Raw genomic sequence first — 14,045 nt, forward strand, 5'->3', positions numbered from 1 at the left:
AGAACCGAAACATACCTGGGGTAAATGCCGTCAGCCCTTGATCGCGGTGCCCTGGGCGGAGGTGAGGCGCCAGGAGCCGTGGGAGTCGGCGGTGTACACGTGGGTGTAGCGGCTCCCGGCGCTGAACGTGGCGCCTTCTGGGCCTGTGAAGTTCATGCCGGTACGCCCGACGACGATGCCCACCTCCCCATGAAAACGGACGATCGCCTCGCCGGGAAACGAGTCGATCCGCGGAAACCGGAGTGACCCGGACGCCACCAGGTCGAGGACGATCTGCTTGGTGGCGACCGCCCCATCCTCAACCCCGACCAGGATGAAGTCGTCCGCCAGCAACTCCTTCAGCCGGTCGAGATCGTTGGCCACCAAGGCGTCGAAGAAGCTCTGGTCGTGTTCGAGAAGAGTGTCGCGGTCCGTGCTCATGCAGGGCGTCCGTTCATCGATGGTCGGGGATCGACGATAAACGTTGACGCTGGTGACAAGGTCAAATGATGGCCAACCGTCGACACGCCCGCGGGTCTGGCGTTACGCGGGTCGGGGCATACGGAGACTGCCATGGCTGACATCGATGCCGCGATGAAGGGTTGGCAATCATGTCTGCTGCGATTCGTTCCAGAAGCGCGTCCCGTCTGGTCATCGGGCTCGTCGCCGCCGCGCTGACGCTGACCACGGTCGGCGCGGGCACGACTGCCGCGGCGATGCCCGGGACTCGCGACAGGTCTGTCACGGTGACCGAGCGGGAGTTCTCTCTCACGCTCTCGACGACCGACTTCAAGCCGGGGCCCTACACCTTCATGATCCATAATGCGGGCACCGCTCCGCACAGCCTGTCGATCAGGGGGCCTGGCGTCGACTCGACCGCCGGCATCGTCCCACCCGGAAAGACGACGAAGCTCTCCGTCACGCTGAAGAAGGGGACGTACGATCTGTGGTGCCCGGTGGACAATCACCGCGCGATGGGGATGATGACGAAGATCAGCGTGAAATAGCGCACCCCTAGCGGTGGCTCAGGCCCGGTAGCGCAGGCCGTCCATCAGCAGGTCGAGCAGGCGGCCCGTCCGGTCGCGCTGCTCGTCCTCGCCGACGACCAGCGCCACGCCGCCCAGGCCGGCGAGCACGTCCTCCGGCTCGACATCCGAACGCACGGTCGCCGCGGCGGCCCCGGCCGCCAGCAGTGACCCGATCGCGCCGACCAGCCGGTCGCGGCTCTCCGCGAACGGGTTGCCGCCGGACGCGATGACCGCGCGCAGCGCGTCGGCCATGCCGCGCTTGGTCGTCATGTAGTCGACGAAGCGATCCATCCAGGCGCGGGTCGCCTGGTCGGGCGGCATCGTGCGCAGCAGGCTCGCCGCCGCCTCGCACAGCCTGGTGAGCTCGTTACGGTACGCGGCCTCGACGAGCGCCTCGCGGGTGGGGAAATGGCGGTAAAGCGTACCGATGCCCACCCCCGCGTCCTTGGCGATCGCGTCGAGCGTCACCTCGGGGCCGTCGTGGGAGAAGGCGCGTACGGCGGCGTCGAGCAGCCGATCGCGGTTGCGGCGCGCGTCGGCGCGCAGCGGTCGGGACCCGGCCTGCACGGTGTCTCCTGTGGATTTCGGGGGCGAGAGGATTTGCCAAACGGAGGAGACTCCGAATACAGTCGAACTTAATTGGAGGCTCCTCCGTTTCACATCTTACCGTTTGGAGCTCTCCCCCCGCATCCCTGACAGGACTGGGAATCATGACTGCGAACACCCGCATCACCACCCCGTTCACCGCCCGATCCACCGCGGCCGAGGTGCTGGACGGCGTCGATCTCACCGGCCGGCGGGCCATCGTCACCGGCGGGGCGTCCGGCATCGGCGTCGAGACCGCCCGCGCGCTCGCCGCGGCGGGCGCGGAGGTGACCCTCGCCGTGCGTAACCTCGACGCGGGCGCCGCGACCGCCGCCGACATCACCGCGACCACCGGCAACAAGCAGATCTTCGTCGCCCCGCTGGACCTCGCCGACCGCGGCACGGTCACGTCGTTCGTGAGCGCCTGGGAAGGCCCGCTGCACATGCTGGTCAACAACGCCGGCGTGATGGCCTGCCCCGAGGCGCACACCCCGGACGGCTGGGAGCTCCAGTTCGCCACGAACCATCTCGGCCACTTCGCCCTGGCCACCGGCCTGCACGCCGCGCTCGCGGCGGCCGACGGCGCCCGTGTGGTCTCGGTCAGCTCCACCGCGCACCTACGCTCCCCGGTCGTCTTCGAGGACATCAACTTCCGTGAGCGCGCCTATGAGCCGTTGTCGGCGTACGGGCAGTCCAAGACGGCGAACGTGCTGTTCGCGGTGGAGGCGGCGCGGCGCTGGGCGGACGACGGGATCACCGTCAACGCGCTGATGCCGGGCGGCATCCGTACGAACCTCCAGCGGTACGTCTCCGACGAGGAGCTCGACCGGCTGCGCGCCGCCGCCGCCTCCTCCGCCTCCTCCGGCGAGGACTTCACGTGGAAGACGACGGAGCAGGGGGCGGCCACGTCGGTGCTCGCCGCCGCGTCGCCGCTGCTCGACGGCGTCACCGGCCGCTACTTCGAGGACTGCAACGAGGCGCTGCCGAACGACACGCGCTCGGCCCGCCACGGAGTCGCCTCCTACGCCCTCGACCCGGCGGCCGCGGAGCGTCTGTGGGAGCTCTCCGTCAACGCCTGACCCGGTTCCCGCCTGCTAAAATATCCACTGGATCGATCGATCCCCGGCGCCGGTGAGTCTCCCCCGCGCACTTCACTCCCCCCGCTGTTCCTGGTAGCCCGGTGCAGAGTTCCTTTCATGGATACCAAGGGATTTCCACGTCAATTCGCCCGCACCCAGCGGTTCTCGCTCGGGGTGCCCCGGGCCTTCACGCTGTCGCCCGATGGCCGTCGGGCCGTGTTCCTCCGGACTCGCGGGGGTGAGGATCGGGGCAGCTGTCTGTGGGTCGCCGACGAGACGGGTGAGCGGCTGGTCGTGGCGCCCGAGACGCTCGGGGCGGAGGGGTCCGTTCCCGAGGCGGAGCGGGTTCGGCGGGAGCGGGCTCGGGAGCGGGCGACCGGGGTCGTCGCCTATGCGGCCGACGCCGCCGTACGTACCGTCGCTTTCGCCGTTGACGGGCGGCTGTGGGCGGTGGACATCGACGGCGGCGAGGCGCGGCCCGTCGCCACCGCCGGGCCGGCGGTCGATCCCCGGCCCGACCCCACCGGGAGCCGGGTCGCCTACGTGACCGGTGGCGCGCTGCATGTGGTCGAGCCGGCCGACGGGCGTGACCGGCGGCTGGCCGTACCCGAGGACTCGGAGGTCGTCTGGGGGCTGGCCGAGCATGTGGCGGCGGAGTCCATGGACCGGACGCGCGGCTACTGGTGGTCGCCCGACGGCACCCGGCTGCTGGCCGCCAGGGTCGACAACCGTCGCGTGCGGCGCTGGTGGATCGCCGATCCCGCCGACCCGTCCCGGCCGCCGCGCGAGATCGCCTATCCGGCGGCCGGGACGGCCAACGCCGAGGTCACGCTGCACGTGCTCGACCTCGACGGCGGCTCCGTGGAGGTGCGCTGGGACCGGGCCGCGTACGAGTACGTGGCCACCGCCGGCTGGGACGCGCACGGCCCGCTGATCAGCGTGCAGAGCCGGGACCAGCGCACGCTGCGGGTGCTGGCCGCCGATCCGGACACGGGCGAGACGACGTTGCTCCACGAGCAGCGCGATGCCGCCTGGGTCGAGCTCATCGCGGGCACGCCCGCACGGACCGCGTCCGGTGCGCTGGTGCACACCGCCGACCTGGACGGGACCCGGCGGCTGCTCGTGGACGGCCGTCCGGTCACCCCCGAAGGGCTGCAGATCCGCTCGGTCGTGGACGTCTCCGGCGAATCTGTGCTCTTCACCGCCAATGACGAGCCCACCGAGCAGCACCTGTGGACATATGACGCGGAGCGCGGGCCCGTACGGCTGAGCGACGGGCCGGGGCTGCACACCGGCCAGCGGGCGGGCGGCGCGCTGCTGCGCATTTCGCACACCGAGGCCGGTCACTCGTTCCGCGTGGTGCGTGACGGGCGGCCCGACGTGGAGATCGCCTCGCTCCAGGCGGAGCCGCTGGTCGTCCCGCGGGTCACGTGGTTGCGAGCGGGTGAGCGGGAGATCCGTACCGTGTTGCTGCTGCCCTCCTGGCACCGGCCGGGCTCCGGTCCGCTGCCGGTGCTGATGGCGCCGTACGCGGGACCGGCGATGCAGCTGGTGACCCGGGCCCGGCACTGGTGGCTGGCCGAGTCGCAGTGGTTCGCCGAGCACGGGTTCGCGGTGGTGACGGCGGACGGCCGTGGCACTCCCGGACGCGGCCCCGCCTGGGACAAGACCGTCCACGGCGACACGCTCACCGCGCCGCTCGAAGACCAGGTCGTGGCCCTGCGGGCAGCCGCCGAGCACTGCCCCGACCTCGACCTGGGCCGGGTGGGCATCCGCGGCTGGAGCTACGGCGGCACGCTCGCGGCGGCGGCGGTGCTGCGCATGCCGGAGGTGTTCCACGCCGCCGTCTCGGGGGCGGCGCCGAGCGACCAGCGGCTGTACGACACCCACTGGCGGGAGCGGTTCCTGGGCCACCCGGACGAGGAACCGGAGAACTACGACCGCTCCTCGCCCATCGGCGACGCGGCCCGGCTGCGCCGCCCGTTGCTGCTGGTGCACGGCCTGGCGGACGACAACGTGGTGGCCGCGCACACCCTGCGGATGTCGGCGGCACTGCTGGCGGCGGGCCGCCCGCACCAGGTGCTCCCGCTGTCGGGGGCCACGCACATGCCGACCGCCGAGGCGGCTGTGGAGGGGTTGCTGCGGCACCAGTTGGAGTTCCTGCGTACGGCATTGAACGTCTCTTCCGGCTGACCTCACGACTTGCGGCCGGGCTCGGGCCCGAGGCCCGGCCGCGGGTCCGCCAACAGCGGTCTGCCAGCGATACAACAGCGACCTATCAGCGGGCGGGGCCATCGTCGGAGGACAACCTCCTCCGAAGGGACAGCTCATGACATCCACCGACGACATCCGGATGGGCGTGGTCCGCAGCATCCAGTACGGCCTGGTCGCCAAGCCCGACACGTTCGCCCCGCAGGCCCGCGACCTCGGCGCCGGACTGCTGCGCCTGTTCTTCTACTGGTCGCAGCTCGAACCTGAACCGGGCCGGTACGACTGGAGCGCGGTGGACGCTGTCCTGGACCAGGTCGACGACGACACCGAGCTGTGGTTCATGATCTGCGCGGCCTCACCCTGGGGCTCGACCAGGTCGACCGACCTGCTCCCCGGCTCACCGCCCACCGACCCCGCCGCGTACGAGGCGATGCTACGCGCCCTGGTGACGCACTGCGCGGGCCGCGTGCGCTACTGGCAGTGCGAGAACGAGCCGTGCATCCCGCTGTTCTGGGGCGGCAGCGCCACCGAGTACCTCGACCTGCTGGCCCTGTTCCACCGGGCGGTCAAGAGCGCCGACCCGCGGGCCGACGTCGTGCTCGGCGGCTGCCCGCCCGGCGTCTTCCCCGCCCCCGAGACCCCCGACGAGGAGCGGGAGTTCTTCCTGCGGCTCGTCGCCGAGGGCGCTTACGACGTCTTCGACATCCACTTGTACGGCGACCCGTACCTGATTCCCGACACCATCGACGACATCCGCACCGTGATGCGCTCACACGGCCCCGAGAAGCCCATCCTGGCCGGCGAGTACAACGGCCCGCTCCTCCCGCAGTATCCGGAGGTGATGGAGCACCTGGCCGACGTCATGAACTCCGGCGGCCTGACCCCTTGGCACACGTTCACGACCGCGGACTTCAGGACCGGCCGGGTGTCGGCCGCACCCGCCCGGGAGGCTATGGAGCGGCTGTACGCGCGGATGAGCGAGCTGCCGCCCACCCTGCAGATGTTCATGACCGGCTGCCCGCCGGAGCTGGAGGCCGAGCGGCACCGGATCAACGCGCGTGACCTCGTGGTACGCAACCTCCTGGCGCTGTCCTGCGGCGTGCGGCGCACGGTCTGCTGGCAGCTCGGCCCCGACGCGAACGAGCCCGCGGACCATCTCGAGATGCTGCAGTTGATGTTCTCGAAGTTCGTGCTGCTGGAGTCCGACGGCGAGACGCTCGGTGCCCGTCTTCCGAGCGCGGACGCCTTCGCCGAGCTGGCCGCGCGGCTCGACGGCGCCGAGGGCGTCCGGCGGATCGACGTGCCCGACCGTCCGGACACCTACCGGTTCGAGGTGTTCCGCCCCGGCCGCCCATCGCTCACCGTGACCTGGGTACGCGGCGCGGAACAGGACATCGAATGGCACACCGCTCCTCACGGAAGCAGCAGCCCCCAGTAAAGGGCCCACGGGAGGAACACCGCCCCACCGGCGAGCAGGAGCCCGAGCCGTACCCTCTCCCCTTTCGCCACAATGGCGCGGACCCGGCGCCAGGCCAGCGCCGTACGGACGGTGGCGACCACGCAGGCCACCGCGAGGAGCTGCAGCACCAGCCAGATCACCGGGTGACCCGCGACCATGGGCCCGGGCGCGGCCAGCTTGCCACCGGTCATGACCACGTAGAACAGGTAGAAGAACGACCCGAGCACCACCCCGAACCCGCCCGCGCTCACCAGCCGGGCGGCCCTGGACACCGGAGCCTGGGAAGCGCGGCGAAGCCGCCGCACCAGCGCGACCACCGGGTAGGCCCCGAACCCGACCAGGAACACCAGCAAGGCCGCGACCTGCGTAAAGGCCGACTCCCACCAGGCCGGAGGGTCCATCGGGATGCTCAGCGACGCCTGCGTGGGGTCCGGTCCATTCGTCTGAGCCGTGGGCGGCCTGCCGCCGGTCACGTCCTTCACCCAGGAGCCGACCAGATCGGCGTAACCGGGGGCGAGCTCCGTCAGCCGGGTGACACCGCCGTCAGGGCTCTGGTGGGCGGCATGGTCGGCGCCCGGGAAGAACTGGAAGGTGTAGTGCCGGTTCCCGCCCGCTTCGAGCGCCCTGGCGAACGCCGGAGGGGTCTCCTCGGGCGGGGTCAGCAGGTCGTTCGTGCCCCAGATGCCGAGGACGGGCTGGCGTACCTTGGCGATGGTCGGCGCGGGATCGTAGTAGGGCTCGGGGAACAGGCCGCCGTCGGCGATCGCCGTGTACAGCTTGGGCTCGGCCCGCTCGACGAGCGACCCCGACACCCCCGCCTTCCGCAGCCCGGCCGCCACCGCCCAGGTCTGCTGCCGCAACGGCGCCAGCGCGTTGGCGCCCACGAGCACGATGAAGGCGACCTCCTTCGAGCGGGACGCCGCGATCGGCACCACCCAGCCGCCCTCACTGAGTCCCCACAACCCGACCTTCGCCGGATCCACGCCCGGCTGTTCACGCAGCGCGGCCACGGCGCCGAGCGCGTCGTCGGCCAGCTGCGAATAGGACCGGTCGAAGAGCGAGTAGCCCACGGACCGCTTGTCGTAGATCAGCACGGACAGCCCTCTGCGGGCGAACTCGACCGCCTCACCCAGGAGCTGCTTGCGGGGCGTTCCGGTGCCCGCGCCGTGCACCAGCACGATCCCCGGCCGGTCGGCCTTCGCCCCTGACCTGGCCAGAACCGTGCCGTGCAGGTCGAGCCCGCCGCTACCCCGGAAGCTCACCTCGGTGGCGCTCAGGTCGGCGGGTACGGCGAGCGGGGATGGTTCGGCCGCCGCGACAGCCGGCGGGACGAGCAGGCACAGGGCCGTAGCCACTGCCGCCGCTGCGGCAAGAATCCGTTTCATGGGCCGAACCTACTCTGCAGAGACATCTCGGCAAAGAGTTATCTGCAGATATCCCTCTGCAGGACTAGGCTGCTCCCCATGAAGGATGACGAGGCGTTCACTCTTGATGACCCGGCGAGGCTCAAGGCCCTCGCCCATCCGATGCGCCGGCTCATGCTGCGCCACCTCAACGTGCACGGCCCCGCGACCTCGACCACCCTCGGCGAGCTCCTCGGCGCCAAGACCGGCACGACCAGCTACCACCTGCGCCAGCTGGAGAAGTACGGCTTCATCGAGGAGATCCCCGAACGCTCGACCGGCCGGGAGCGCTGGTGGCGCCGCGCCCCCGACGTCCCCAGAGACCTGCGCCCGCCCACACCCGACCAACTCGCGCCCGAGGACCGCCATCTTCTCGCCGAGTTCCACCGCATCGGCATGGACGAGGACCGCGAACTCTTCGAGCGCTTCCCCGCCGCCTACCACCGCGACCCGGACTGGGCCAAGGGATCACGCGGCCTGGGCCGGATGACCAAGGAGGAGTTCGCGGCGTTCTTCGAGGAGTACATCGCGCTGCTGCTGAGATACAGCCACCGCGCCGAGGACGCGCCGCCGGACGCCCGCCCGCTGTACATCCGCCTGTTCGCGCTCCCGGCGGACGAGGATTGACCAAGGTGACCCACCTGCGCTTTCACCCGCCAGATCCGTTCCCTTGGTGCCGGTCCTGGGGCGTCTCGCGACAGGTGCTCGTCATACCTTGGGCTGATCCGGAGCGGCACCGGCTCTCGTACCATGACTCTGTGCGCGGTCTCATTCGTTCGGTGTGGGACGAGCCCCGTCCGCCCAACCCCGCGCCGCGGGGGTGGCGGGACTGGGCGCTGGTGGGGGTGTTGGTGGCAGCCGCGATGCTCGAAGGAGTGCTGCGGCCGGATCTTCCGTGGCGGGCCCTCTCGGTGATCGTCACTGCCGGGCTGGCGTCGACGTTGTTGTGGCGCCGCAGCCGACCGCTGCTGGTGATCGTGATCGCCTTCGGCGCCATGATCCCGGTCCCCTTACTGACGGGCGGCTACTCGCCAGAGACGTACACCATGGCGTTTCTGCTGTTGCTGATCTACTCGTTGGTCCGGTGGGGGTCCGGACGCGAGGCGGTGATCGGGTTGACGATCATCCTGGTCAAGATCTGCTTCTCGACGGTCTTCGACTACCCCGGTCTCAGCGATGCCGTCGGCGGGGTCACCGTGGTGCTCCTGGTCGTCGCCCTGGGCCTGGCCTTCCGCTACCGGGCCAAGGCCAGGATGCGCGAGCTCGACCAGGTCAAGCTGCTCGAACGCGAACAGCTGGCCCGCGACCTGCACGACACCATCGCGCATCACGTCTCGGCGATGGCCATCCGCGCGCAGGCCGGCCTGGCCACCTCGGCGTCGCGACCGAGCGCCGCGACCGAGGCGCTGCAGGTGATCGAGGCGGAGGCGGCGCGCGCCTTGGCCGAGATGAGCGCCATGGTCCGCGTCCTGCGCCGCGACCAGCCGGCCGACCTGGCGCCCGGACGGCGCGTCACCGATCTCCAGCAGCTCGCCGGCCCAGGCCACTCCGGTCCGTCCGTCGACGTGGAGATCTCGGGCGACGTCGACGATCTACCGCCCTCGGTCGGTGCCGCGATCTACCGCCTGGCCCAGGAGTCGGTCACCAACGCCCGGCGTCATGCGCGTCACGCCACCCGCATCCAGGTCCGCCTGAGCGCCGACGACACCTCGGTGCACCTGCGCGTCAGCGACGACGGCGACAGCAGCCTCAAACGGCCGGCCAGGTCGCAGGGATATGGGCTCATCGGCATGATCGAACGCGCCGACCTGCTCGGCGGCACCTGCGTAGCCGGCCCCGACCCCGACCGGGGCTGGACCGTGACCGCCATACTGCCCCGCACCGGATCGGCCACATGAGCATCCGGGTGATCGTCGCCGACGACCAGGAGATCGTCCGCACCGGGCTCACGATGATCCTCGACGCCCAACCGGACATCGAGGTCATCGGAGCGGCCGCCGACGGGCGCCGAGCCGTCGAGCTCGCGCGGCGCCTGCGCCCCGACGTGTGTCTGTTCGACATTCGCATGCCCGTCCTCGACGGCATCGAGGCCACCCGCTCCCTCGCCGGGCCGGAAGTCGACGACCCCCTCCCTGTCGTCGTCATCACCACCTTCGACCTCGACGAGTACGTCTACGCCGCCCTGAGAGCCGGTGCCCGAGGTTTTCTGCTCAAGAACGCCGGCGCCGCCCTGCTCTCCCAGGCCATTCACGCCGCCGCCAACGGCGACGCGCTCATCGCCCCGAGCATCACCGCCCGCCTGCTCGGGACCTTCGCCCGTACCGGACCCGCCGCACCGCCGGTGCAACCCATCGAGGCGCTGACGGACCGGGAAGAACAGATCCTGGCCACCGTGGCCCGTGGGCGAACCAACAGCGAGATCGCCGACGAGCTGCACATCTCTCTCAGCACCGTCAAGTCCCACCTCACCAGCCTGATGGCCAAGCTGGGCGCCCGCAACCGCGTCGAGATCGCCATGTGGGCGTACGAGACCAACCGCGTCAAGAGCTGAGCCGACCCCGGTATGCCGACTTCCGGATCCCTCGCGTCGGCGGCCGCTTTCGGATGATCCATTCGGCCACGGCGAGGTTGATCACCCACCCAGCGCCCATGAGCAGCGCTCTGGGGAGCTCGCCAGGTGTGCCGATGAGCAGGAAATATGGCAGGTGGGTCAGCGCCTGCGTCCCCGCACCTAGTGCGATCGCATACCCGCGCATCATCCAGGCGCGGTGCCGGCCGATGTCCCGCCGCCGGATCGCGGCGAGGCCCAGGCCGATAGACAGGAACATGGCCGTGCCGAACACGAGCCGGAAGGCGGCGACGAGATCGCCATCCCCCTCAGGGCGGGCATAGAACAGGGTCATCCACAGACCCGTCAGCGCTACGACGAATCCACATGGCACCAGCACCCGCCCGGCGACGCGATGCCACCCCGGCCTCCGACGCCGGAACCCGGAGGCGAACTGGAAAGCCCCCAGAATGCTGTACACGCTGACGCAGATGATGTGCAGCACCACGGGCAGCGGCGCCGCGAAGAACCGCGCGTTGTCCGCAGTGATCGCCGCGCCGCCGGTCAGCTCGGTCATCCGAACGGCACCGGCGATCACGGGAATGGCGCTGAGCGCGAGCAGGGCGGCGGGCACGCGCCACCCTCCCCGCCTGGAGGAGGGCGCCGCTCCGCTTCGATCATCCGTCGGCCTGCCACCTCGCGACGGCTGCGGGAGTGGGGGGCATTCCGTCGTGCTCTCGTCGGTCATGACCTGAGTGTGCTGACTGAGGCGATGCCGGCTCATCGAGAGAAAGGCCCGTTCCGAACCGGCCGATCGTCCGAAAATCGGGCGTACTTTCGGCCAGGACGCAGACCAGGCTCTGATCGCCGCTCGCCCGGATGGAAAACACACAGCACACTCGTGGAGCTGAGGACCCTGGCGGACAGAGAGGTCGGCGCCCGACGCAACTGGATCACCCATATCATCGACGGCCTCCGCGCGAACCCGGACCCCGACAGACCCTCCCCAGCCTCGACACATCCCAGCGAACTCACATAGTGCGCCCGAGTCCTTCGTCGATGCGGGTGCGCAAGGAGCGCAGCGCCTGCCTGAGCTCTGCCGGTTCGATGCCCGTGATGTCGGCGTCGAAAGTCAGGAGCAGTCCTGCCAGCCCTGCCCATGACCACGCACCCAGCGTAAGCCGGCAGCGGGAGTCGGTGTCGTGCTCGACCGTCGATCCGCCGGGGGCGAACCGGGCGACGACGGGCGCAGGTAGTGCGACGAGCGCCGACCCGCGGCATGGCCATTCCGCCGGGGTGTCGCCGCGGTCGTGCGTGCTCATGACGAATGCGACCGGATCGCCGTGCGGGACGTCGCGGCGGTCGAAGGTTCTCCCCGTGGGCATGCGTGGTTCGAGGCGGTCGATTCGCATTGCGCGCCATCGGTCCTCGTCCGGCTGGAACGCGACGAGGTACCACCGTGCCGCCCATACGACGAGGTCGTGCGGTTCCAGCGTGAGCGTCATCGGTTCGCCCTGGCCGGTGTAGTCCACGCGAACGATGTGCTGTCGGTTGATCGCGCCACCGATGACGCGGATGATCTCGGCGTCGATGGGCGCCGCGGGGAATTCCCAGTAGTTGCGCGCTGCGGAGACGGTGAACGCTTCGGCTTGGATGCGGCTGCGGGCGGGCATCGCCTGCTGCAGCGTGGCGAGAGCGCGCGCCGAGTTCTCGCGGATGCCGGACAGGATCGTGGGGACGGTCTGGAGCGCGACGGCCGCCGCGACAGCCTGGTCCTCGTCGAAGACGACCGGCGGCAACCGGGTGGCGCGGCCGAGCCGGTAACCTCCGCCCGCCCCGCGCACGGCCTCGATCTCGTAACCGAGCTCTCTGAGCGTGTCGATGTCGCGTCGCACGGTCCGCACAGACGCCCCGAGCCTGGTGGCGAGCTCCTCGGCGGTCAGGGTCGCGCCGATCCCGAAGATCGACAGCAGCTTGAGCATCCGCGCGGAGGTGGCAGCCATCGCTCATTCCCTCACCTAAAGCGGTCACTCGATGGCAACTATACTGGCCATTGTGGCCGGCATGATCGCTTCACAGACCCCTCAAGAGGGCACGCGTGCACCCGCCGCTTCCTCGGCACTCATCTCCGGCGCGGGCGCGAGCGCGGCGCTCCTGGTGGTGCTCTTCGGCTCCTTCATGGACCTTCTCGACGCGACGATCGTCACCGTCGCCGCCCCGGCGATAGCCCAGGACCTGGGGGCCGGCGACGCTCAGATCCAGTGGACGATCGCCGCCTACATCCTCGCCCTGGGTGCGGGCCTGATCACCGGCGGACGGCTCGGTGACCAGTACGGCCGCAAGCGCCTGTTCATGATCGGGCTGGCCGGGTTCATGCTCACCTCCGCGCTCTGCGCGCTGGCCGCCGATTCGGGAATGCTCATCGGTATGCGCGCCTCGCAGGGACTGACCGCAGGGATCATGGTCCCGCAGGTGTTCGGGTCATCCGGGCATCGTTCGCTCCGGGCGAGCGTGCCAAGGCGTTCGGCGCCTACGGGGCAGTTCAGGGTCTCGCGTCGGTCGCCGGGCCGCTGCTGGGCGGGCTGCTCGTTGATGGCGACCTGTTCGATCTGGGATGGCGCACAATCTTCTGGATCAACGTGCCTGTCTCGATCCTGGCGCTCATCATCGGCGCGAAGGTTCTGCCGGAGTCCCGCTCCACTTCGACCGCGCGGCTGGACCTCCTGGGCGCGCTGCTCGCGGCCTCGGGCATCCTGCTCCTGCTACTGCCGATCATCCAGACCGAGCCCTGGGGATGGACCTGGGCCAGTTACGCCCTCCTCAGCGCTGGAATCGTCGTGCTGGCGATCTTCCTCGCCTACGAGCGCCGCCTCACCGGACGCGGGACCGAACCCGTCTTCGATCCGGCTCTGCTCCGAATCCGCGCCTTCGCGATCGGTCTGAGCGCGTCCGTGCTCTTCTTCGGCGGCATCGGGTCGTTCTTCCTCACCCTGTCGATCTACCTCCAAAGCGGCACCGACCGCACCGCGTGGGAGACCGGCCTGGTGATCCTGCCTTACGCGCTCGGCTCGATCATCACCTCAGGACTCGGCGTCGCCCTCGCCGCCAAGGCCGGGAGAGCCCTGCTGATCACCGGCTCGCTCACCATCGCGGCATCCCAGCTCGTCCTGTGGGCGATCGTCAGGGACGGCAACGATCCCGGATACTGGCACCTTGCCCTCGCTCTTTTCATCGGCGGCCTCGGGCTCGGTCTTGCCGCCCCCATCCTCGTCAACGTCGTCCTCGCCGGCATCCCTGGACGCGACGCGGGCGCCGCGGGCGGCGTGCTCTCCACCGTCAACCAGATCGGCGGCGCCATCGGCATCGCCGTTCTCGGCACGGTCTTCTTCACTGCCGTCACCGGATCGACGACCGGCGCACCGGGGCCGGCCGACTACGGTCACGCGCTGAGCATCGTCCTCGTCGTCTCCGCGCTGCTCTACGTCGTGGCGGCCCTCGTGATGCTCTCGCTCCCGAAGACCGCGGCCGAGCATGTCAACCAGTGAACCCGTGTGGGGGGAGTCGCACCACAAGCAAACGCGCCCCCTGGCCCGCCGGCTTTCCGGCGGTTGGATGAACCTACGAGCCCCGCGCCGCCGTACCCCTTTCTGAGCGGGCCGGTTCATCCCACGGCCCGCACCTCCCCCCGCACCCGATAACTGCCCGATCGCGTATCCCGACCGAGGAGTCAGCTCTGTCCTCGGATGCCCCAAC

13 protein-coding genes and 1 pseudogene are annotated in these 14,045 nt (G+C 70.2%); 9 read left to right on the top strand and 5 right to left on the bottom strand.

All coding sequences use genetic code 11. The features are described 5' to 3' along the window. Positions 1 to 30 precede the first annotated feature (30 nt). Positions 31 to 420, bottom strand: a complete 390-nt coding sequence (locus LDL49_RS38025; protein WP_225298812.1) for a YybH family protein — start codon at positions 418 to 420, stop codon at positions 31 to 33. Between the two features lie 170 nt (positions 421 to 590). Between LDL49_RS38025 and LDL49_RS38030 the strand changes: the two genes are divergently transcribed. Beyond that, a complete protein-coding gene (locus LDL49_RS38030) occupies positions 591 to 986 on the top strand; it encodes a cupredoxin domain-containing protein (protein ID WP_225298813.1) in 396 nt (131 codons plus the stop codon). Positions 987 to 1,004: 18 nt separating this feature from the next. On the opposite strand, the gene LDL49_RS38035 is transcribed toward LDL49_RS38030, so the two are convergent. Further along, on the bottom strand, positions 1,005 to 1,574 hold the full coding sequence (locus tag LDL49_RS38035) for a TetR/AcrR family transcriptional regulator (RefSeq protein WP_225298815.1): 570 nt from the start codon (positions 1,572 to 1,574) through the stop codon (positions 1,005 to 1,007). A 143-nt stretch (positions 1,575 to 1,717) separates the two neighbouring features. Between LDL49_RS38035 and LDL49_RS38040 the strand changes: the two genes are divergently transcribed. The 3 genes from LDL49_RS38040 to LDL49_RS38050 all read left to right on the top strand — a co-directional run bounded on the left by LDL49_RS38040 (position 1,718) and on the right by LDL49_RS38050 (position 6,320). Further along, positions 1,718 to 2,671, top strand: coding sequence for an SDR family NAD(P)-dependent oxidoreductase (locus LDL49_RS38040; protein WP_225298817.1), 954 nt, complete (start codon positions 1,718 to 1,720; stop codon positions 2,669 to 2,671). Between the two features lie 117 nt (positions 2,672 to 2,788). Further along, entirely contained in the window at positions 2,789 to 4,864 is a 2,076-nt protein-coding gene (locus LDL49_RS38045; protein ID WP_225298819.1) for a S9 family peptidase, read from the top strand. A 136-nt stretch (positions 4,865 to 5,000) separates the two neighbouring features. Then, a complete protein-coding gene (locus LDL49_RS38050; RefSeq protein WP_225298821.1) occupies positions 5,001 to 6,320 on the top strand; it encodes a glycoside hydrolase family protein in 1,320 nt (439 codons plus the stop codon). Here the strand turns inward: LDL49_RS38050 and LDL49_RS38055 are convergent. Then, positions 6,296 to 7,726 carry an alpha/beta hydrolase family protein gene (locus tag LDL49_RS38055; RefSeq protein WP_225298823.1) on the bottom strand — a complete coding sequence of 477 codons (1,431 nt, stop codon included), beginning with the start codon at positions 7,724 to 7,726 and terminating at the stop codon, positions 6,296 to 6,298. The two genes, LDL49_RS38050 and LDL49_RS38055, sit on opposite strands and share 25 nt — an antisense overlap. 78 nt (positions 7,727 to 7,804) lie before the next feature. On the opposite strand from LDL49_RS38055, the gene LDL49_RS38060 reads away from it, so the two are divergent. The 3 genes from LDL49_RS38060 to LDL49_RS38070 all read left to right on the top strand — a co-directional run bounded on the left by LDL49_RS38060 (position 7,805) and on the right by LDL49_RS38070 (position 10,295). Then, the gene (locus LDL49_RS38060; RefSeq protein ID WP_225298825.1) at positions 7,805 to 8,371 is read left to right on the top strand and encodes an ArsR/SmtB family transcription factor; all 567 of its coding nucleotides are present in this window, start codon (positions 7,805 to 7,807) and stop codon (positions 8,369 to 8,371) included. 131 nt (positions 8,372 to 8,502) lie between these two features. Continuing rightward, on the top strand, positions 8,503 to 9,642 hold the full coding sequence (locus tag LDL49_RS38065; RefSeq protein ID WP_225298827.1) for a sensor histidine kinase: 1,140 nt from the start codon (positions 8,503 to 8,505) through the stop codon (positions 9,640 to 9,642). Then, a complete protein-coding gene (locus LDL49_RS38070) occupies positions 9,639 to 10,295 on the top strand; it encodes a response regulator (RefSeq protein ID WP_225298829.1) in 657 nt (218 codons plus the stop codon). Before LDL49_RS38065 ends, LDL49_RS38070 begins: the two co-directional genes overlap by 4 nt. Here the strand turns inward: LDL49_RS38070 and LDL49_RS38075 are convergent. Together LDL49_RS38075 and LDL49_RS38080 are read right to left on the bottom strand one after the other, a co-directional pair. Continuing rightward, positions 10,285 to 10,926 carry a DUF2306 domain-containing protein gene (locus LDL49_RS38075; protein ID WP_225298831.1) on the bottom strand — a complete coding sequence of 214 codons (642 nt, stop codon included), beginning with the start codon at positions 10,924 to 10,926 and terminating at the stop codon, positions 10,285 to 10,287. The two genes, LDL49_RS38070 and LDL49_RS38075, sit on opposite strands and share 11 nt — an antisense overlap. A 397-nt stretch (positions 10,927 to 11,323) precedes the next feature. Then, entirely contained in the window at positions 11,324 to 12,295 is a 972-nt protein-coding gene (locus tag LDL49_RS38080) for a helix-turn-helix transcriptional regulator (RefSeq protein WP_225298833.1), read from the bottom strand. Between the two features lie 175 nt (positions 12,296 to 12,470). Between LDL49_RS38080 and LDL49_RS59800 the strand changes: the two are divergent. Both LDL49_RS59800 and LDL49_RS38090 read left to right on the top strand, forming a co-directional pair. Further along, positions 12,471 to 12,697 (top strand): annotated as a pseudogene (locus LDL49_RS59800) (MFS transporter); the annotation flags it as partial. Between the two features lie 234 nt (positions 12,698 to 12,931). Next, positions 12,932 to 13,837 carry an MFS transporter gene (locus LDL49_RS38090; protein ID WP_308016244.1) on the top strand — a complete coding sequence of 302 codons (906 nt, stop codon included), beginning with the start codon at positions 12,932 to 12,934 and terminating at the stop codon, positions 13,835 to 13,837. The last annotated feature ends 208 nt before the right edge of the window (positions 13,838 to 14,045 follow it).

It is taken from the genome of Nonomuraea aurantiaca, assembly GCF_020215705.1.
Lineage (GTDB): Bacteria > Actinomycetota > Actinomycetes > Streptosporangiales > Streptosporangiaceae > Nonomuraea > Nonomuraea aurantiaca.